The following is a 19,665-nucleotide window of genomic DNA, read 5'->3' as shown; positions in this document are numbered from 1 at the left end:
GTTCCCATCTCGTGCAGGGGGCCGGAGGTCACCGGCCCTGCGTCAGCGCTTGGTCGTGTCCGTCGGCTCGCTGACCGGGCGCGAGCTGGTCACGTCGCCGGGCGCGGCCTGGATGGTGCGCTGGACGGGGGGCTGCTGGTCGTCGTGCGGCGGAGCGGCCGAGGTGGCGCTGTCGTCCTTGCCCTCGGTCTTCATCGCCTTGGCCTCGCTCTTGAGGATGCGAGCGGACTTGCCCAGGGAGCGAGCCATGTCCGGAAGCTTCTTCGCGCCGAACAGCAGGATGATGACGACGAGGATGAGAATGATCTCGGGAGCGCCGAGCCTTCCGAACATAAGCTTTTACCTTCTCACCGAGGCGGCGTGGTTGGGTTGCTGCCCGACCGGTCGGACGTCTGTCCGAGGGTCGTGCTGGCAGCGATCGTAACGCTCAGGGGTAAACGCGGGGCAATCCCTGTGCGTACTCCCAGTTTGCGACCCGCGCCTCATTCTCCGGGCCGCGACGAGCAGAGTACCTGTCCATCCGGCGAAGTTGACAGGTCAGAGTGACTCAAAGCGCACAGACAGGAAGTCTCAGAGGGCGTCGGCGGAGCGGGCGGCACCCTCGGACGCCCGTTCGAGATCCTCGGCCGCGCGGTTGATCCGACGAGCGGATTCGGTCACTTGCCTGCCCAGACGCTCAACCTCCAGGAAGACCCGGACGGCGAGAACGCCGAGGACGGCGATTCCCAGGAAACCCACAGCGATCGCGAGCATCGGCCAGAACATGTGCGGACCCCAGCCCTCTAGATCGCCGAGTGCAGACGCAGGGCCCGCACTCCTCCGCCGGTGAGGAGTTCGACGATGCGCTCCCCGGCCGGCTTGCGCACGGCCACGCCGCACTCCGGGCAGGTGAAGGAGTAGAAAGTGGTCCGATGTGTGGCGCCGACGACCAGGCGCAGGGCGCTCGCGGCGAGCTCGAAGCCGGCGCGGCAGTCGGGGCACGCGGCCTTGAACACCACGGGATCCACTCTCGTCATCCCGGAGAATGCGGACGCTACGGTCATTTCGCTCGTACCTGACATCGACCCAGACATCGACGACCCGCTCAAAGCCCTTGCTCCTGCCTGTCGTACAGCCCGTCATGAACTCCGTGCGGCCCGCCGTCCGGGCCCGGCTTCTCCCCGTCGCCGCCAAGGGGCGCACCGAGGCCGCCGCCTCCGAGAGGCGCACCGGGGACGCCCTGAGGCCGGTCCTCCGGGTCGTACGCGCCCTGTGGCCCGTCGTACGCCGCGAGCGCCTCACGGGCCGCCTGCCGTGCGCTGTCCGCGACCTCCCGCGGCGAGACGATCCGGCCGTCCCGCCCGAGCCGCAGCGCGAGACGGCGCAGCGACGCGGGGTCGGGGGCGCGCAGGGTGATGCGCAGCCCGCCGTCCGGCAGCTCCTCGGCGCTGTCGTGGGGGTAGTACTCGGAGACCCAGCGCCCGCCGGGGCCGACTTCCACGACCACCTCGGGATCCTCGGCGGCGGGCTGTACGAGCCCCTCCGAGAGGTCTCGCAGTTCGACCTCGGGCGGCACGGACGGCTCGTCGAGGATCTTGATCTCGGCGACCCGGTCGAGCCGGAAGGTGCGCCGCGCCTCGGAGCGGCGGCACCACGCCTCCACATACGTGTGCCCGACGCTGACCAGGCGGATCGGGTCGATCTCGCGCTCGGTGAGCTCGTCCCGCGCGGGCGAGTAGTAGCGGATCCACAGCCTGCGCCGCTCGGAGATCGCCCGGTCGACGTCCGCGAAGACCCCGCCCTCGGATTCGAAGGTGACCGACAGCCGGGCGCTGGCACCCGCCGCCTCGCCCGACGCGGCCTCCACCTTCGCGGTGGCCCGCAGCAGCGCCTGCCGGTCGCTCTCACGCAGCCCGGGCAGCGTGGACACGGCCCGCGCGGCCACCAGCAGCGCGGTCGCCTCGTCGGCAGCGATCCGCAGCGGCTCGGCGGCTTCCGCGGCGAGGGCGCCCGGGTTGCGCCACCAGATCCGGTCACCATCGGTGTCGATGTCGAGCAGATCGCCGCCCCGGAAGCTGGTCCCACACAGCGGCAGCACGTCGAGATCGGAGATCAGCTCGTCCTCGGTGATGCCGAAGGCCCGGGCGACGTCCTCGACGCGGGCGCCGGGGCGCTCGCGCAGATACGTCACCAGGGAGAGCATCCGCCGGGTCTGGTCGATGGCGTTCGTGGGTTTGGCCGGTTTTCCTGCCACTTTCTTATGTTCCCCCTCAGCCCTTGGCCACAGCGCGTAGCCGGTCCACGACGTCGGCCCGCAGCTCGGCGGGTTCCAGGACCACCACGTCGGGCCCGAACTCGACGAGCCAGGCGTCCAGGCCGTGCCCGTACGGAATCTCCAACTCGTCCCAGCCGTCGCCGAGTTCCCGCACGGAGGCAGCCTTGGCACGCAGCGGGTAGCCCGCGCCCGACCGCAGCCGGATCAGCGCGGAGCGGTCGGCTATGTCCCCCGCCCAGCTCGCGACGGTCTCACGCACGGTGACGACGTCGGGCACCTCGACCGAGTACTTCCCGCTGCGGGTACGGACCTTGCCGGTGATCCGGGACAGCCGGAACACCCGCTCGGCGCCGCGGTCGCGGTCCCAGCCGGCCAGGTACCAGTGGCCGCGCCAGCACTCCAGGGCCCACGGCTCGACATGGCGGGGCTCGGGGCGGGCCGCGGTCGCCTTGCGGTACTCGAAGGAGACGGGGCGGCGGTCGCGGCAGGCGAGCATCAGCGGCTCGAAGGCTGCCTCGTGCACGGGGATCCGCGGCTCCAGGGCGCCATGGGCCTCGTACGGATCGACATCCTCGGGGAGGCCCGCGGCGCGCAGCTTCTGCAGGGCGCCGCTCGCCGCGCCCGCGAGGCGGGCCTGCTGCCAGACCTTGGCGGCCAGCCCGAGGGCGGCGGCCTCTTCCGCGTCGAGGGTGATGGGCGGCAGCCGGTTGCTGTCACGGCGCGCCATGTAACCGACCTCGCCGTCGAGGTTCTCCACCGTCTCGATGACCAGGCCGAGTTCGCGCAGATCGTCCTTGTCGCGCTCGAACATCCGGTTGAAGGAGTCGTCCGAGCTCGCCTCCAGGTAGGCCTCGATGGACTCACGCAGCTCGCGCTTGCTGAGCGGCCGCCGCGTCCCGAGCAGACACAGCGCCAGGTTCATCAGCCGCTCTGCCTTGGCAATGGCCATCGATGCCCTTCCCTATGGTGCTTCCGACCGATGACCGTACCGCCCCGGGGTGTCGTGGCAAAGCCGAGGGCCCATGCCCGGACAGGCATGGGCCCAGGTGATCGGGTCCGGTCAGACCTCGGTCACGCGGCAGGCGAAGGTCGGACAGCTGCCCGACCTTTCGCGATGATCAGACCGCGACCAGGTCGCAGACGAAGATCAGCGACTCGCCCGGGGCGATACGGCCGCCACCGGCGCCGCGGTCGCCGTACGCGAGGTGCGCCGGGATGGTCAGCCGACGGCGGCCGCCGACCTTCATGCCCTGTACGCCCTGGTCCCAGCCGGAGATGACCTGGCCGACACCGAGCTGGAACTCCAGCGGCGTGCCGCGGTTCCAGGAGGCGTCGAACTCCTCGCCGGTGGAGAAGGCCACGCCCACGTAGTGGACCTTGACGAAGTCGCCGGCCTTCGCGACCGGCCCGTCGCCCTCCCAGATGTCCTTGATCTCGAGGTCCGCGGGGGGCGCGCCCTCGGGGAAGTCGATCTCGGGCTTTTCGATGCTCACTTCATTACTCCTTGTTGCGCGGCCTGCGTCCCGGACAGTCTCACAGATTCTGTGGTCAGACCGCGCCGAGGATATCGACCACGAAGACGAGCGTGTTCTTGGCCAGCTCGCTGTCGGGGCTGGCGCCGTAGCCGAGGGAGGGCGGGATCACCAGCAGGACCCGGTCGCCCACGTTCTTGCCGACGAGGCCCTGGTCCCAGCCGGCCACCACGGAGCCGGTGCCGATCTGGAAGGCGGTGGCGCCACCGTGGTCCCAGGAGGAGTCGAACTTCTTGCCGTCCTCCCACTTGACCCCGGTGTACTGGGCGATGAGCCCCTGGCCGGCCTCGACCTTCTTGCCGCTGCCCTTGATCAGCACCTGCTGCTTGAGGTCCTTGGGCGCCTTGGTGTTCTTGGGGACGGTGATGGTCGCCGCCTTCTGCGACGGGGCCTTGACCTCGGGCAGGCCCGCCTCGGAGGCCGCCTGCTCCCCCTCGGCCTCGGCCTTGGCGTCGACGGAGGCGGTGCCGACCGCGTCCACCACCCAGACGAGCACATCCGTCTTGGTGACGCCGGAGGACGTGTTCAGCCCCTCGCCGATCAGGTCGCCCGCGGTGCCCTGCACCAGGATCCGGCTGCCGGACTTCTTGCCCTTCACGGCGTCCAGGACCTTGGGGGGCAGCTGCTGGCTCTGCTTGCCGATCTGCTCGACGGACTGCTGCCGTGGCGTCTTGCCGCCGGCAGCCGCCGCCTGGGCCCAGGTGCCACCCATTTCCTGGGTGCCACCCCACTTCTCGACGGTCCAGTCCAGCCGGACGTAGTCGGAGGCCTTGATCGCGGCTCCGCTGCCTGCCGACACCGTCTCGGTCACGGTCTTGTCGGACGGCTTCCCGTCCTTGGGCACGGAGATCTCGGGCTTCTCCCCGAACTTCCCCTTGACCTCGGCGACGCCTGCCGTCGCTTCGCCGTTTTTCTCGTCGTCCGATCCGCACGCGGCGGTGAACAACAGGGCGGGAACGGCCAGCAGCGCTGCGACACGTCGTTTCACGTTGTAGTTCATCAGTCCAACTGGAAGTCGGGGGTGGGGGGCAATGGCCGCCACTCTACGACGTACTCCTGTGCCGTACGGATTGACCCGAGACGCGGCGTCGAACGCAACCAGCCGGCGCCGAGCATGGCACACGCCCGATGCCCGGAAGCGTTGCCGCTTCCGGGCATCGGGCGTGTGCGACCGGCCCGGCGCGAGGCCGGGCCGGAGCCGGCTCACATACCGGCGATGAGCTTCTCCACCCGGTCGTCCACCGACCGGAACGGGTCCTTGCACAACACGGTGCGCTGTGCCTGGTCGTTGAGCTTCAGGTGCACCCAGTCGACGGTGAAATCGCGGCGCTGTTCCTGCGCGCGCCGGATGAAGTCACCGCGCAGCCGGGCCCGAGTGGTCTGCGGCGGCACTGACTTGCCCTCGAAGATCTTCAGGTCGTTGCAGATCCGGGCGGCCTGGCCCTTCTTCTCCAGCAGGTAGTAGAGACCTCGGCGACGGTGGATGTCGTGGTAGGCGAGGTCTATCTGGGCGACACGCGGGTTCGACATCGTCATGTTGTGCTTGGCGCGGTACCGCTCGATGAGCTGGTACTTCATCACCCAGTCGATTTCGGTGCCGATCCGGTCGAGGTCCTCCGACTCGATCGAGTCGAGCGTGCGCCCCCACAGTTCGAGGACCTGCTCGACGGTGCCGGTGCGGATGCCGCGGCGCTCGCAGAAGTCCACGGCCTTCTCGTAGTACTCGCGCTGCACTTCCAGGGCCGAGGCCTCGCGGCCGCTGGCCAGGCGCACCTTGCGGCGGCCCGTGATGTCGTGGCTGACCTCGCGGATGGCCCGGATCGGGTTCTCCAGGGTCAGGTCGCGCATCACCGTGCCCGCCTCGATCATGCGCAGTACGAGGTCGGTGGCGCCGACCTTGAGGAGCATGGTCGTCTCGGACATGTTCGAGTCGCCGACGATGACGTGCAGCCGCCGGTAACGCTCGGCGTCCGCGTGCGGCTCGTCCCTGGTGTTGATGATCGGCCTGGAGCGGGTCGTCGCCGAGGAGACGCCCTCCCAGATGTGTTCGGCCCGCTGGCTGACGCAGTACACGGCGCCACGCGGGGTCTGCAGCACCTTGCCGGCACCGCAGAGGAGCTGCCTGGTGACGAGGAAGGGGATGAGGATGTCCGCGAGCCGGGAGAACTCCCCGTGGCGGGCCACCAGATAGTTCTCGTGGCAGCCGTACGAATTGCCCGCCGAGTCGGTGTTGTTCTTGAAGAGGTAGACGTCGCCCGCGATTCCTTCCTCGTGCAGGCGTCGTTCCGCGTCTACCAGGAGTCCTTCCAGAATGCGCTCGCCGGCCTTGTCGTGGGTGACGAGTTCCGTCACGTTGTCACATTCGGGAGTCGCGTATTCCGGATGTGATCCCACGTCGAGATAGAGGCGGGCGCCGTTTCGCAGAAAGACGTTGCTGCTTCGGCCCCATGACACGACACGGCGGAAGAGGTACCGCGCCACCTCGTCGGGAGACAGCCGACGCTGTCCCCTGAACGTACACGTGACGCCGTACTCGTTCTCCAGCCCGAAAATGCGGCGGTCCATGACTGAACATTACGCCTGATGGCCTGTGCTGAAACGGGGTTCGGCGGCACCGTTTCGATCATTTTCCGAACTTCCCTCGACCACCGCACTGCTGCCCGTAGCTGCGAGGACCCGCCCCGTGGCCAGCAGAACGAGCAGCGCGACACCCCCCGCGACGCCCGGTACGGCGAAGCCCCGGGCGGTTCCGGCCCACTCCACGACCGGCCCCGTGAGGCCCGTTCCGACGGACATCCCCACTGTGAACGTTGTCACGAGCCAGGAGAACGCCTCGGTGACAGTTCCCTTCGGCGCGTGCCGGTCGACGATGAGGAAGGAACAGGCGAGACAGGGCGCGAGAAAGACCCCGGCGAGCGCCACGAGCGCCGTCATGGCGACCGCGTCCGGCGTGAGCATCAGCGGCAGATAACAGACCGCCAGAAGCGCTACGAGCACGCGCAGTCGCCGCTCCGGCGCACCGCTCCACACCCGCGCCCCGTACACCGTGCCGCCGACGAGCGCGCCGAGCCCGACCGCCGCCATCAGCCACCCGTACGTCGCGTCACCGCCATGGTCGTCCGCGTAAGAGATGCCCGCGACAGTGATGGACCCGAGCGCGATACCGACAAAAAAGCACGTGGCGAGCAGGGCGAGCAGCCCCGGCGAGCGCAGCGCGCCGAGCCAGTGCGCCTCGCGCCGCGCCGAACGCCACGCGCGCGAGGGCGACGAGACGACCACGGAGAGCGCGCCCAGGACACCGATGACGTTCAGGATGATCAGCGCGGCCTGCGCGGACCACAGCGACACGCACAGGGTGACGAGCAACGGCCCGACGGTGAACATGATCTCCTGCGCGACGGCGTCCATCGCGTACGCCGTGTGCACCTGGCTCTCCTTGCGGAGGACGGCGGGCCACAGCGCCCGCAGACCGCCCTCCAGGGGCGGTGTGAAGAGTCCGGCGACGGCTATGAGGACGTAGGCCAGCGGGAGCGGCTCCGTGCCGGTGAAGGCGAAGACGCCCATACCGAGGGCCGAGACGACCACGGCGGGCAGCTGGACCCGCGGCTGCCCGTGGAGGTCCACGAGGCGGCCCAGCAGCGGCTGCCCGACGGCGTTGGCCACGCCGTAGACCGCGGCGAGCACTCCGGCGAGGCTGTAGGTGCCTCCTTCCGCACGGACGAAGAACACGATGGCAATGGCCGCGGTGGCGTTCGGCAGCCGGCCCACCAGAGTGCCGACCAGCAGCCGCGTGGCGTGCCTCGTCCTGAGAATCTCCAGGTAACCCACAGCCGCGTCCTGCCCCTCTCTGCTCCGAGACGCCCGAGGTTTCTCGTACGAAGCGTCGGAGACGCCGGAAGTTTTACGTATAACGTCCCGCGTCATACGTACCATGTGCGCTGTCCGCTAGTCCAGAGAAAGACAGGTCGACGGTGGCAGCAGGCAGCCCCCGCCCCACAAGCCGTGACGTCGCCCAGGCCGCGGGGGTGTCCCAGGCGGCCGTCTCCCTGGTGTTGGGTGAGAAGTGGCGCGGGCGGGTCGCCGAGCGGACGGCGGAACGGGTCCGTGAGGCGGCTCGTGAGCTCGGGTACCGGCCGAACCTGGCCGCCCGCAACCTGCGCCTCGGCCGCACCCGCACCGTGCTTCTGGTGGTGCCCGCGCTGACCACCGAGTTCTTCGCGGGCGTCTACACCGGTGCGGCCCGGGTGGCCGCGGAGCACGGCTTCGGAGTGGTCCTGTATCCGTCACCCGAGGGCATCGGCCCGGCCCGGGACCCCTTCGCATCGGCACGGGCCGCTCTGGACGGCGTGATCGCCTCCTCGATGGCCTCGGACGCCCTCACGGCGATCCGCGGAGACGACCTGCCGCTCGTCATGCTGGACAGCGACCCGGCGGGCAGCACGGGCGCGGTGACCGTCAACCTCGACATCCGCGACGGCGTACGGCAGGTCGCGGAGCACCTACTGGCCCTGGGACACCGCCGTTTCCTCCACCTCGCGGCGGACATCGCGTCCTGGACCTTCGAGGTACGCGCCCGCGAACTCGCCGAGCGCGTCGCCGCGGTCGCCGGCACGGAGCTGCGCACGGCCGCCGCCCCGATATCCATCGAGGACGCCCTCACCGCCGCCGAGACCGCCCTCTCCGCCCGCGGCCCCCGCCCCACCGCACTGGTCTGCGACGACGACAAACTGGCGGCCGGCGCCTACAAGGCGGCCCGCCGCCTGGGCCTGCGCATCCCCGAGGACCTCTCCATCACCGGCCTCGACGACCTGGCCCTCGCCACGGCCATGGACCCGGAACTGACGACCGTACGTCTCGACGCCGAACTGTTCGGCGAACGCGGCATGGAAGCCCTCCTGGCGGTCATGGACGGTCGCACGCCGCCCCAGGACGACATCCCGGTGGAATTGGTCGTACGAGGCTCGACAGCCCCTCCTGGCTAGCCTGGGGGCTGTGGGGCGGCGCCCTCAGGGTCGCGGGGAAACGACCCGCCCTCAGAGGCGCGGGAACTGCGCGCTCAGCCCACTCTCCTACCCGCAAACACCCACCGGGCCTGAACGCCCCATCAGGGGCGCGGGGAACTGCGCGAACAGCCACCATCAACCCGCACGCCGCACAGAAAGCCGCTGCCCCGCAACGCCGCGCGCCCCGGCCTACGAAAGACCGGGGCGCGCGCTGGGCGAGAGGGAGGAGGAGGTCACTCCTCGTCGTCCTCGGGACCCTCGGCCTCCGCCGCGGTCTCCGCACCGCCCGCCTCCAGCAGACGGGCAAGCTGCCGGCCGACGATGCGCCTGAACTTGCGCGCCTGCGGCCGCGTACGGTCCAGAACCGCGACCTCCAGACGCTCGGCGGGAATCTCCCGCTCACTGCCGTTCGTGTCACGGGACAGGGCCTGAACGGCCAGCTTGAGCGCCTCGGCGAGCGACATGCCGTCCTGATGGCGCTGGTCGAGGTAGCTGCTGATCGTCTCGGCGTTGCCGCCGACCGCGACCGAGCCGTGCTCGTCCACGATCGACCCGTCGTGTGGAAGGCGGTAGATCTGGTCGCCATCGGGGGTCTCCCCCACCTCGGCGACGACCAGCTCCACCTCGTACGGCTTCTCGGCCGCGCTGGAGAAGATCGTGCCGAGCGTCTGGGCGTAGACGTTTGCGAGACCCCTGGCGGTCACATCGTCACGGTCGTAGGTGTAGCCCCGGAGATCGGCGTAGCGGACGCCGCCGATCCGGAGGTTCTCGTACTCGTTGTACTTTCCGGCGGCCGCGAAGCCGATCCGGTCGTAGATCTCGCTGAACTTGTGCAGCGCACGGGACGGGTTCTCGCCGACGAACACGATGCCGTCGGCGAACTGCAGCACGACGAGGCTGCGGCCACGGGCGATGCCCTTGCGGGCGTACTCGGCCCGGTCGGCCATGGCCTGCTGGGGTGAGACATAGAACGGCGTCGACACCGGCTATCCGTCCCTTTCTGTGGTTGTCACTGGATCACTTGTCAAGAAGCCGCTGTCAGAGCAGTGCGGCCCGCGGGCCGTCGGGCTGCTCCAGGCGCCGCTCCAGGATCGCTCGGGCGATCTCGGAGGACTCGTCGTCGGTGAGACGGCGGAATCCCTCTTCGGTGATCACGGTGACGATCGGGTAGATCCGGCGGGCGACATCGGGACCACCGGTCGCCGAGTCGTCGTCTGCCGCGTCGTACAGCGCCTGCACGACGAGCGTCGTGGCCTGGTCTTCGGTCAGGTCCTTGCTGTAGAGCTTCTTCATGGCGCCGCGGGCGAAGACCGAGCCGGAGCCCGTCGCCGCGAAACCCTGCTCCTCGGAACGGCCGCCCGTCACGTCGTACGAGAAGATGCGGCCCTTTTCGCGATCCACGTCGTACCCCGCGAAGAGCGGGACCACGGCCAGGCCCTGCATGGCCATGGCGAGGTTGGACCGGATCATCGTGGAGAGACGGTTGGCCTTACCCTCCAGGGAGAGCGTGGTGCCCTCCACCTTCTCGAAGTGCTCCAGCTCCAGCTGGAACAGCTTCACCATCTCGACGGCCAGACCCGCCGTACCGGCGATGCCCACCGCCGAGTACTCGTCGGCCGGAAAGACCTTCTCAATGTCGCGCTGCGCGATGACATTGCCCATGGTTGCTCGCCGGTCACCGGCCAGCACGACACCACCGGGAAACGCGACGGCCACGATCGTGGTGCCGTGCGGCGCCTCGATCACACCCTTCATGGGCGGCAGCTGCCGGTTGCCCGGGAGGATCTCCGGCTGGTGGTCGGACAGGAAGTCCATGAAGGACGACGACCCTGGCGTCAGGAAGGCAGCCGGTAGACGCCCGGTGCTACGAGTGTTGGCTTCCACGCGTTTCCTTCCACGTATGTCGCAGCCCGCCTTATGGCATCGGGCCGATCCTTGAACTGCCCCAGTGCGGCGTTGCAGCTGAAGCACAGTACGCCTCGGACCCTACCCGTCTCGTGGCAGTGATCCACATGCTCGGCGGGAGCGGACAGACATATGCAGCAGACGCCCGCTTGGGCCGCAACCAACTCGTCGCGCTGAGCTTCGGTGATGCCGTACTGGCGCTTCAGGTGGCCTGCTCGCCCCTTGGCCGCCCGACAGGCCTTACAACTCGTCGAGAGGCCGTCCGAAGCCGTCGCATTGCGATGCCCCTCGCTATGGGGCTTGATCTCACCGCATTGACGACAGAACTTGTGGCCCTCAGGCGTCTGCACCCGCGGCCGGACATTCTTGCCTTTCGCCAGTTGCCGAGCCTGGTGATACTCCGCCCAGCACTCCCGACAGTAGGCCTGCAACCCATCACGGGCCGCCTTATTGCCAGCGAAGGCTGCCCGCGGCTTGGACTCCTTACACCGCGAGCAACGCTTCACCGTCTGCTCTTCTCCCACCCATACCCCCGCACCCTCGAACCTTCGATCCGAAGGCAAAGACTACTACTGGCCACCCTTCTGAACGAATGAGCGCACGAAATCCTCTGCATTCTCCTCGAGGACATCGTCGATCTCGTCCAAGACCGAGTCGACGTCGTCGCTCAGCTTCTCCTGGCGCTCCTTGAGGTCTTCGGTCGCCTGCGCGTCCTGCGCAGTCTCCTCGACCTCCTCGGTGCTGCGCGTTGCCTTCTGCTGCCCGCCGCCGGTGTCCTTGGTCGCCATAACCCTCACCCCGCTCGGTTCGACGTTCTTGATCAGACCCTACAAGCAGGGTCCGACATCGGCCCCGCAGTTGCTACAACGTCCGGGGGCCACTTCGATGATTCCCGGACGCCGCCCCTTTCCACCTCGCCCGGCCACTTCGGCCCGAGGGCCACAGCGGCCCGGTCAGCCGCCCGAAAGGACCCTGACCAGGTCTTCCGCCGTGCGACAGCGGTCGAGGAGCTCCTTGACGTGATTACGCGTTCCGCGAAGCGGCTCCAGGGTTGGAACCCGCTGCAGCGAGTCCCGGCCCGGCAGATCAAAGATCACCGAATCCCAGGAGGCCGCCGCGACGTCGTCCGCGTACTGCTCCAGGCAGCGCCCGCGGAAGTACGCGCGCGTGTCCTCCGGCGGCTTGGTCCGGGCCCGCTCCACGTCCGTCTCGTCCAGCAGGCGCTTGATCCGGCCGCGCTGCGCGAGGCGGTTGTAGAGGCCCTTCTCGGGCCGTACGTCGGCGTACTGGAGGTCGATGAGGTGTAGCCGCGCCGCGTCCCATTCAAGGCTGTCACGGCGCCTGTAGCCCTCCATGAGCTCCCGTTTGGCGACCCAGTCCAGCTCCCCCGCCAGGCTCATCGGGTCGCTCTCCAGGCGCCCCAGGACGTCCTCCCAGCGGGTCAGCACGTCCTTGGTCTGCTCGTCCGCGTCCGCGCCGTACCGCTCCTCGACGTACTTGCGCGCCAGCTCGAAGTACTCCATCTGCAACTGGACAGCGGTGAGTGTCCGGCCACTGCGGAGCGTGATCAGGCGCTTGAGGCCCGGGTCGTGCGAGACCTGGTGCAGCGTGCGCACCGGCTGGTCGACGGCGAGGTCCACGGCGATGAAGCCGTCCTCGATCATCGACAGGACGAGGGCTGTCGTGCCGAGCTTCAGGTAGGTCGAGATCTCCGAGAGGTTCGCGTCGCCGATGATCACGTGCAGCCGGCGGTACTTCTCGGCGTCCGCGTGCGGCTCGTCACGCGTGTTGATGATCGGCCGCTTCAGAGTGGTTTCGAGGCCCACCTCGACCTCGAAGTAGTCGGAGCGCTGGCTGAGCTGGAAGCCGTGCTCGTGCCCGTCCTGACCGATACCGACACGGCCCGCTCCGGTGACGACCTGGCGTGAGACGAAGAACGGCGTGAGGTGGCGCACGATGTCCGAGAAGGGGGTCTCCCGCTTCATCAGGTAGTTCTCGTGCGTACCGTACGAGGCGCCCTTGTTGTCGGTGTTGTTCTTGTAGAGGTGGATCGGCTGCGCGCCGGGCAGCTGGGCCGCGCGCTCGGCGGCCTCGGCCATGATGCGCTCGCCGGCCTTGTCCCACAGGACGGCGTCCCACGGGTTGGTGACCTCGGGGGAGCTGTACTCCGGGTGTGCGTGGTCGACGTACAGCCGCGCACCGTTGGTGAGGATGACATTGGCCAGGCCGATGTCCTCGTCGGTGAGCTGACTGGAGTCCGCGGCCTCGCGGGCGAGGTCGAAGCCCCGGGCGTCCCGCAGCGGGTTCTCCTCCTCGAAGTCCCAGCGGGCCCTGCGAGCCCGGTGCATCGCCGCCGCGTAGGCGTTGACGATCTGGGATGAGGTGAGCATGGCATTGGCGTTGGGGTGGCCGGGGACGGAGATCCCGTACTCCGTCTCGATGCCCATTACTCGCCGTACGGTCATGCGGCCCTCCTTGCCCGGCGGCGCCCTCGGTCGGGGGCGCCGCTCAAGTACCGCTGGCGCTCCGGTGCGTGTGCGGTGCCCGTCCCCGCACTGCGCGACTCGGCGGTACCGAAGAGCCTAGAACGCCTTTGCGCTGGTGGGGAGATCATTTGCGTCATTGCTCTGCTCCAGCCGTGCCCTGAAAAGCAGTCGGCTGCGGGTACCCGTTGAGGGCACCCGCAGCCACCCTGTCTTTTACAGGTACTGACCGGTGTTTGCCACCGTGTCGATGGAGCGTCCGGTGTCCGCGCCCTGCTTTCCGGTGATGAGCGTACGGATGTAAACGATCCGTTCGCCCTTCTTTCCGGAGATCCGGGCCCAGTCGTCCGGGTTCGTGGTGTTCGGCAGGTCCTCGTTCTCCTTGAACTCGTCCACGCAGGCCTGGAGCAGGTGGGACACCCGCAGGCCCTTCTGACTGTGCTCGAGGAAGTCCTTGATCGCCATCTTCTTGGCGCGGCCGACGATGTTCTCGATCATGGCGCCGGAGTTGAAGTCCTTGAAGTACAGGACTTCCTTGTCGCCGTTGGCGTACGTGACCTCGAGGAAGCGGTTCTCCTCGGACTCGGTGTACATGTGCTCGACGGCGGTCTGGATCATGCTCTGGACCGTGGTCGACCTGCTGCCGCCATGCTCTCCGAGGTCGTCGGAGTGCAGCGGGAGGCGCTCGGTGAGGTACTTCCCGAAGATGTCCTTCGCAGCCTCGGCGTCCGGGCGCTCGATCTTGATCTTCACATCGAGGCGTCCGGGGCGCAGGATCGCGGGGTCGATCATGTCCTCGCGGTTCGAGGCGCCGATCACCACCACGTTCTGCAGGCCTTCCACGCCGTCGATCTCGGCGAGCAGCTGCGGGACGATGGTGTTCTCCACGTCCGAGCTGACGCCCGATCCACGGGTGCGGAAGAGGGACTCCATCTCGTCGAAGAAGACGATGACGGGCGTGCCCTCGCTGGCCTTCTCCCGTGCACGCTGGAAGACGAGGCGGATCTGCCGCTCGGTCTCGCCGACGTACTTGTTCAGGAGCTCGGGACCCTTGATATTGAGGAAGAAGCTCTTGCCCGTGGCCTGTCCGGTCACCTCGGCGACCTTCTTGGCCAGCGAATTGGCGACAGCCTTGGCGATGAGCGTTTTGCCGCATCCGGGGGGCCCGTACAGCAGCACACCCTTGGGCGGCCGCAGTTCGTGCTCCTTGAACAGGTCGGGGTAGAGGTACGGAAGCTCGACCGCGTCGCGGATCGCCTCGATCTGGCCGCCCAGACCGCCGATCTGCTCGTAGCCGATGTCCGGGACCTCTTCGAGGACGAGCTCCTCGACCTCGCTCTTCGGTACGACCTCGTAGACATAGCCGGAGCGTGGTTCGAGGAGCAGGGCGTCGCCGGGACGGATGACTACGTCCAGCAGTGGCTCGGCGAGCCGTACCACCCGTTCCTCGTCCGTGTGCCCCTGCACGAGGGCGCGCTCGCCGTCCTCGAGGATCTCCTTGAGGGTGACGATGTCGCCGACGCTCTCGTACTCCATGGCCTCGACCACGTTGAGGGCTTCGTTGAGCATCAGTTCCTGGCCGCGACGGAGCTCGTCGAGCTCCACGCTCGGGCTGACGTTCACCCGGAGCTTGCGGCCCCCGGTGAAGATGTCGGCCGTGCCGTCCTCGTTCGCCATGAGGAAGACACCGAAGCCGGCCGGCGGCTGTGCGAGCCGGTCGACCTCCTCCTTGAGGGCCACGATCTGGTCGCGGGCCTCACGGAGCGTGTTGGCGAGCCGCTCGTTCTGTGCGGACACGCCGGCCAGATTGGTCTGCAGCTCGACGATCCGCTCTTCGAGAATCCTCGTGTGTCGCGGAGAGTCGGCGAGCTTGCGTCGCAGGACGGCGATCTCCTGCTCAAGGTAGGCAACCTGCCCGGCAGGGTCGTCAGACCCTCGTCCCGGGCGGATGCCGCGGTTCATGTCGTCGTCGTGGGCTGCCACGGTCCTCACCTCCTCCAAGGGGAGCTGGACGCTTCCAGACCCTACCTGGGTGGGTGTCGATTGAAACCCCTAGATCACAAAGACTGTCGGGGTGTGTCCGATCTTCACCCTTGCGCTCTCCCTCACGCCAGTGGAATACCCATCCAACATGGTTGGGAAGCGGGCGGAGGTAGGGTCGACATGTTCAACACCCGTCAGAGCTGGCCCGACTTGCATATGGATCAGGTCACTCGACGCAGGAAACGGCAGGAGAAATCAGCGTGCAGCAGGCGGCCGGAGGCGACGGCGAGGCACTTGAGGTCTGGATCGACCAGGATCTCTGCACCGGCGACGGAATCTGCGCCCAGTACGCCCCGGAGGTCTTCGAGCTGGACATCGACGGTCTGGCCTATGTGAAGAGCCCCGACGACGAACTTCTGCAGGCCCCGGGCGCCACAACGCCCGTACCCCTGACGCTTCTGCGTGATGTCACCGACTCCGCGAAGGAGTGTCCGGGCGACTGCATTCACGTACGTCGGGTTTCGGACAGCGTCGAGGTGTACGGGCCCAACGCGGAGTGACCGGAAGGCCACTCCGCGTGACATCGCGTCTCTTTTCTCACGCCTGTCTGATATCTCACACACTCCGGGCACCGGAGGGCGTCGAGCGGACGAACGCTCCGTTCTTCCACTGCCACTTGGCGCGCTCGTTCAAGTCGGGGCAGCAACTGGGTACGCCCCGCGAGGAGTAGCCGAGCAGGGTCGCGGTGACCGTGGCGTCGCGCAGCGTGAAGTCCTTGACGGTCAGGCGCTCCTTCGGATCGACGAGGGTGGCGACGACCCGGGGCTTCGCGGCGCCCTCGGCCTGGGTGAGGACGTACACGCCGTTGGGCGGGGTACCGGAACCGGCGTCGCAGCGGACCACGGCGACCGTCTCCGGGCGGCCGTCGCCGTCGAGGTCGCCGGAGGCCTGTTTCTGGACCGCGGCCTTGACGGGACCGCACTCGATCGGGAAGTCGACGCCGGCGGGGTCGGGAGGCGCTGTGACGGCCGGGACCGCCTTCGCCTCGGGGCCGTGCTGGGCAGCGGTGGCCCGGTCGGGCTGGAGGAACGCGGAGACCGCGACGACCCCGGCGAGGGCGGTGGCCGTGGCGACCCAGTGAATCGGGCGGGTGTGGGTGTGTGCCAGTTCCGGAACGGCGGATTGCTGCACTAGGAAGTGTCTCCCGTGAGGGCTGTGCCGGTGGGGGTGGCCAGCATGGTGCCACACGTCACACTGCGGGGGAACGGTGGGGTCCCGGATTCTGGCGACGCATCAAGGGGAAAGCGCCGTGGGCGAGGTTCCGAAGAATCCCCAGGACCCTCGCCCACGGCGCTTGTGCGTTGTACGCGGCACAAGGCCGCCCGGGCCGACTCAGCGGCCGGTGTCCCTGTCGGCGTTCGGCCCGGTGTAGTCCTCGCCGTACGCGCCCTTGGCCGGGCGGCGGCGGCGCATGGGCGGCTCGACGCCGTCCGCGAGGCGGCGGGCGGTGAGCAGGAAGCCGGTGTGGCCGATCATGCGGTGGTCGGGGCGGACGGCCAGTCCCTCGACGTGCCAGTTGCGGATCATCGTCTCCCAGGAGGTCGGCTCGTTGAAGGAGCCGATCTCGCGGATGGACTCGACGGTCCGGGCGAGCTGGGTGGTGGTCGCCACGTAGCAGCAGAGGATGCCGCCGGGGACCAGCGCCTTGGAGACGGCCTCCAGGCACTCCCAGGGGGCGAGCATGTCGAGGATGACGCGGTCCACGTCCGTGTCGCTCAGGTTGTCCTGGAGATCGCCGACGGTGAGCTGCCAGGCGGGGTGCGGGCCACCGAAGTAGCGCTCCACGTTCTGCTGGGCGATCTCGGCGAAGTCCTCGCGGCGCTCGTAAGAGTGCAGCATGCCCTGGTCGCCGATGGCGCGCAGCAGGAAGGCACTGAGTGAGCCGGAGCCCACGCCCGCCTCCACGACGCGTGCGCCGGGGAAGATGTCGGCGAACGACAGGATCTGCCCCGCGTCCTTGGGGTAGACCACGGCGGCGCCGCGGGGCATGGACAGGACGTAGTCGGGGAGCAGGGGGCGCAGTGCCAGATAGGCGACGTTCCCCGTGGTGCGGACAACGCTGCCCTCGGGAGCGCCGATCAGCTCGTCGTGCGGGAAGGAACCCTTGTGGGTGTGGAAGTTCTTCCCCGCTTCGAGCGTGAACGTGTAGTGGCGGCCCTTGGGGTCGGTCAGCTGAACCTGGTCCCCGACCTTGAAGGGCCCGCGTCGGCGGGCGGCACCGGTCGGTTCGGACATGTGAACAGCCTACCGGTCCCTGCGGGGCTTGCTGACCGCCGAGGGTGCGTGCAGCAACTGCGGGTATTTCGTGGCTGGTCGCGCAGTTCCCCGCGCCCCTTACGGGGCGCTGGAGCCCGGCTCAGTTTTCAGCTCGGCCGGGCCATCGCCTTTACGAAGGCGCGCTCGACGTCTGCCGCCGAGAGGACTCCGTAGATCTCGCCGGACTCCTCCACGACCAGGTACTCGGTGGCTGGGGTGGCGCGCAGGGTGTCGAGGAGGTCCTCGCCGGCGAGTTCGGCGGAGATGCGCATGCCGTCCGTCAGGTCCTGGGCGAGGCCGCTGACCGAGACCCAGGGGCGGCGGTGTTCAGGTACGCCGACGATGGCGGCCTCGCGGACGAGGGAGAGGGGCTCGCCGTCGGCGTCGACCACGACCAGGGCGCGGGCACCCGCGTCGTTGGCACGGCGCAGCGCCTCGGAGAGCGGGGTGTCGGTCTCCACGGGGACCGCACGCCGGGTGAGGTTGCGGGCGCGCAGCTCGGGCAGATGCTCGCGCAGCCGGGCCATGCGCAGGCTGTTTCCGGCGCCGGTCCAGATGATCGCGGCGAGGATGGCGGCGAGCAGGGCGTCCATGACGGTGTCCATGCCGCCGATGTCCTCGGCGTCGGCACCCAGCGCGCCGGACTGGGTGAGCAGGGGCAGTCCGACGAGTACGGAGATCGCGAGGGCGCGGCCGACCCAGGCGGCGGCGATCGTGCCGCTCATCGGCCTGCCGGTGATCTTCCAGACGACGGCACGGAGCATGCGGCCGCCGTCGAGGGGCAGGCCGGGGAGAAGGTTGAAGGCGGCGACGATCAGGTTGGAGATCATCAGGCCGGCCAGCAGGACGCCCGGGACGGTGCCCGGTTCGACGGTCTGCATGGCGAGGTAGAAGAGCCCGGAGAGGACGAGCGAGAGCAGCGGTCCGACGAAGGCGAGGATGAACTCGCGGCCGGGGGTCTCGGACTCCTTCTCGATCTCCGAGACGCCGCCGAAGAACTGCAGCTGGATGCGGCGCACGGGCAGCTTGAAGCGCAGGGCGGCGACCGTGTGCGCCAGCTCGTGGACGAGTACGGAGGCGTAGAAGGCGACCGCGAAGAAGAGCGAGACGAGGTAGCGGGCCATGCCGAGTTCGGGCAGGACCCGGTCGAGCTGGCCGCCGAAGACCCAGGTGATGAGTGCGGCGACGAGGAACCAGCTGGGCGCGACGTACACGGGTACACCGAAGGGGCGTCCCATGAGCAGGCCGCCGCCGGGTTCCTTGCCGCGTCGCGGGGCGGGGCCCTTCTTGAGGCCGGTCCTCCTCCCGGTGCGGGACTCGGATCCGGATTCGGCTGGGGGGTGGGCGGTGTGTGCCTCGGAACGGTGGGGGTCGTGCGGCTGCCGAGTCACGTGGCCGTCGGACCCGGCGTCCGGGGCGGGCGGCGGTGCGGCGTCCTTGCTCATGTCGACCTGCGGGGCGGCGGCCCGCTCCTCGCCGGCTGGGCCGTCCGCCGAACTCCCCGGGATCTCGGGGCTCTTGTCGAGTCGACCCGCCCCCGCGGCCTCTTCCCGTCCGGGTTCGGCCGGGCCAGCGGGTTTCGCCTGGGCGTCGACGTCGTGCGGCTGCGCGTCGGAGCGCGGCCGGGCCGTCGTGGTGGCCGGGTCGCCGGGGCGCGGCTGCCCCGTGCGGCGCTCGTCCGCCTCGTCCGTGCCGGACCGCGGCTGCCCGCTTCCGCCGCTCTCGTCCACGATGTCCCCTCGTTTGACACGTCTCCCGCTCGCGATCATGCACGGCGAGAGGTCCTGTCCTCGATGGTATGCGGCCGTCGTGCTGTGTCAGGCCCCGGCACCCCCTCTGTTTCCCGCCTCGTCCCGTGCGGCGCGCAGGTCACCGTATGTGGCGCTGTCAGTGGCGGGCCGTAAGGTCTGTCGTCATGGAAACCAGCACTGACGGCGACGCGCAGGCCGGTCCCGGAGCCCGGTCGGCCGGTGCCGAGACCGAGCCCTCCGACGCCGTGGCCGTGGCCGCGCAGCCCGCCGACAGCGACGCCGAGCCCGCCGGTGCCGAAGCCGAGCAGGCCAGAGCCGTGGTGCCGCATCCCGTCGGCAGCGAAGCCGAGCCGCCGGACATCGCCGTCGAGCCCGCCGCGGCGACGGCCTGGTACGCGCTTTACGGGACTGTGACCGCGCTGGTGCTCTGGTACCGGG

General features: G+C 69.0%; 21 protein-coding genes. 3 read left to right on the top strand and 18 right to left on the bottom strand.

The features are described from left to right. Positions 1-42: 42 nt before the first annotated feature. The 9 genes from tatA to ACTWQR_RS50830 all read right to left on the bottom strand — a co-directional run bounded on the left by tatA (position 43) and on the right by ACTWQR_RS50830 (position 7,614). Positions 43-333, bottom strand: coding sequence for a Sec-independent protein translocase subunit TatA (gene tatA / locus ACTWQR_RS50870; RefSeq protein ID WP_443234156.1), 291 nt, complete (start codon positions 331-333; stop codon positions 43-45). A 237-nt stretch (positions 334-570) separates the two neighbouring features. Next, positions 571-765: a hypothetical protein gene (locus ACTWQR_RS50865; RefSeq protein WP_443234155.1), complete on the bottom strand. Its 195-nt coding sequence runs from the start codon at positions 763-765 to the stop codon at positions 571-573. A gap of 17 nt (positions 766-782) precedes the next feature. Next, on the bottom strand, positions 783-1,073 hold the full coding sequence (locus ACTWQR_RS50860; RefSeq protein WP_443234154.1) for a hypothetical protein: 291 nt from the start codon (positions 1,071-1,073) through the stop codon (positions 783-785). 11 nt (positions 1,074-1,084) lie between these two features. After that, positions 1,085-2,233 (bottom strand): helix-turn-helix transcriptional regulator, encoded by a 1,149-nt coding sequence (locus ACTWQR_RS50855; RefSeq protein WP_443234153.1) that lies wholly within the window; start codon positions 2,231-2,233, stop codon positions 1,085-1,087. A gap of 16 nt (positions 2,234-2,249) precedes the next feature. Beyond that, positions 2,250-3,203: a helix-turn-helix transcriptional regulator gene (locus ACTWQR_RS50850; protein WP_443234152.1), complete on the bottom strand. Its 954-nt coding sequence runs from the start codon at positions 3,201-3,203 to the stop codon at positions 2,250-2,252. A gap of 169 nt (positions 3,204-3,372) precedes the next feature. Further along, entirely contained in the window at positions 3,373-3,747 is a 375-nt protein-coding gene (locus ACTWQR_RS50845; RefSeq protein ID WP_443234151.1) for an FKBP-type peptidyl-prolyl cis-trans isomerase, read from the bottom strand. A 55-nt stretch (positions 3,748-3,802) separates the two neighbouring features. Further along, on the bottom strand, positions 3,803-4,786 hold the full coding sequence (locus tag ACTWQR_RS50840; protein WP_443234150.1) for an FKBP-type peptidyl-prolyl cis-trans isomerase: 984 nt from the start codon (positions 4,784-4,786) through the stop codon (positions 3,803-3,805). Positions 4,787-4,989: 203 nt separating this feature from the next. Further along, positions 4,990-6,351, bottom strand: coding sequence for a Pup--protein ligase (gene pafA, locus ACTWQR_RS50835; RefSeq protein WP_443234149.1), 1,362 nt, complete (start codon positions 6,349-6,351; stop codon positions 4,990-4,992). Between the two features lie 9 nt (positions 6,352-6,360). Next, the gene (locus ACTWQR_RS50830; RefSeq protein WP_443234148.1) at positions 6,361-7,614 is read right to left on the bottom strand and encodes an MFS transporter; all 1,254 of its coding nucleotides are present in this window, start codon (positions 7,612-7,614) and stop codon (positions 6,361-6,363) included. 143 nt (positions 7,615-7,757) lie between these two features. Here ACTWQR_RS50830 and ACTWQR_RS50825 point away from each other — a divergent pair, with 143 nt between their 5' ends. Next, complete coding sequence (locus ACTWQR_RS50825; RefSeq protein WP_443234147.1) at positions 7,758-8,768, top strand: LacI family DNA-binding transcriptional regulator; 1,011 nt, start codon at positions 7,758-7,760, stop codon at positions 8,766-8,768. 254 nt (positions 8,769-9,022) lie between these two features. On the opposite strand, the gene prcA is transcribed toward ACTWQR_RS50825, so the two are convergent. From prcA to arc, 6 genes are all read right to left on the bottom strand, one after another. After that, positions 9,023-9,772, bottom strand: coding sequence for a proteasome subunit alpha (prcA, locus tag ACTWQR_RS50820; RefSeq protein ID WP_443234146.1), 750 nt, complete (start codon positions 9,770-9,772; stop codon positions 9,023-9,025). Positions 9,773-9,827: 55 nt separating this feature from the next. Beyond that, positions 9,828-10,673 (bottom strand): proteasome subunit beta, encoded by an 846-nt coding sequence (gene prcB / locus ACTWQR_RS50815; RefSeq protein ID WP_443234145.1) that lies wholly within the window; start codon positions 10,671-10,673, stop codon positions 9,828-9,830. After that, complete coding sequence (locus tag ACTWQR_RS50810) at positions 10,625-11,200, bottom strand: endonuclease VII domain-containing protein (protein WP_443234164.1); 576 nt, start codon at positions 11,198-11,200, stop codon at positions 10,625-10,627. The genes prcB and ACTWQR_RS50810 overlap by 49 nt, the downstream gene beginning before the upstream one ends. 63 nt (positions 11,201-11,263) lie before the next feature. Beyond that, positions 11,264-11,482, bottom strand: coding sequence for a ubiquitin-like protein Pup (locus ACTWQR_RS50805; RefSeq protein WP_443234144.1), 219 nt, complete (start codon positions 11,480-11,482; stop codon positions 11,264-11,266). A 165-nt stretch (positions 11,483-11,647) separates the two neighbouring features. After that, positions 11,648-13,159: a depupylase/deamidase Dop gene (dop, locus tag ACTWQR_RS50800; protein WP_443234143.1), complete on the bottom strand. Its 1,512-nt coding sequence runs from the start codon at positions 13,157-13,159 to the stop codon at positions 11,648-11,650. A gap of 234 nt (positions 13,160-13,393) precedes the next feature. Further along, positions 13,394-15,160, bottom strand: coding sequence for a proteasome ATPase (arc, locus tag ACTWQR_RS50795; protein ID WP_443234142.1), 1,767 nt, complete (start codon positions 15,158-15,160; stop codon positions 13,394-13,396). A gap of 254 nt (positions 15,161-15,414) precedes the next feature. Here arc and ACTWQR_RS50790 point away from each other — a divergent pair, with 254 nt between their 5' ends. After that, entirely contained in the window at positions 15,415-15,720 is a 306-nt protein-coding gene (locus ACTWQR_RS50790; protein ID WP_443234163.1) for a ferredoxin, read from the top strand. 55 nt (positions 15,721-15,775) lie between these two features. Here the strand turns inward: ACTWQR_RS50790 and ACTWQR_RS50785 are convergent, their stop codons facing one another. The 3 genes from ACTWQR_RS50785 to ACTWQR_RS50775 all read right to left on the bottom strand — a co-directional run bounded on the left by ACTWQR_RS50785 (position 15,776) and on the right by ACTWQR_RS50775 (position 19,206). After that, positions 15,776-16,351, bottom strand: coding sequence for a hypothetical protein (locus ACTWQR_RS50785; RefSeq protein ID WP_443234141.1), 576 nt, complete (start codon positions 16,349-16,351; stop codon positions 15,776-15,778). Positions 16,352-16,552: 201 nt separating this feature from the next. Next, positions 16,553-17,455: a tRNA (adenine-N1)-methyltransferase gene (locus ACTWQR_RS50780; protein WP_443234140.1), complete on the bottom strand. Its 903-nt coding sequence runs from the start codon at positions 17,453-17,455 to the stop codon at positions 16,553-16,555. 128 nt (positions 17,456-17,583) lie between these two features. Then, on the bottom strand, positions 17,584-19,206 hold the full coding sequence (locus ACTWQR_RS50775) for a site-2 protease family protein (protein WP_443234139.1): 1,623 nt from the start codon (positions 19,204-19,206) through the stop codon (positions 17,584-17,586). A gap of 185 nt (positions 19,207-19,391) precedes the next feature. On the opposite strand from ACTWQR_RS50775, the gene ACTWQR_RS50770 reads away from it, so the two are divergent. Next, a partial coding sequence (locus ACTWQR_RS50770) for a hypothetical protein (protein WP_443234138.1) occupies positions 19,392-19,665 on the top strand: 274 nt, incomplete at its 3' end.

The sequence above is a fragment of the Streptomyces sp. 2A115 genome (assembly GCF_052245575.1).
In the GTDB taxonomy this organism is placed as follows: Bacteria; Actinomycetota; Actinomycetes; order Streptomycetales; family Streptomycetaceae; genus Streptomyces.
Note: the sequence above shows the minus strand (reverse complement) of the source record. Positions and strands in the feature narration are given on the sequence as shown.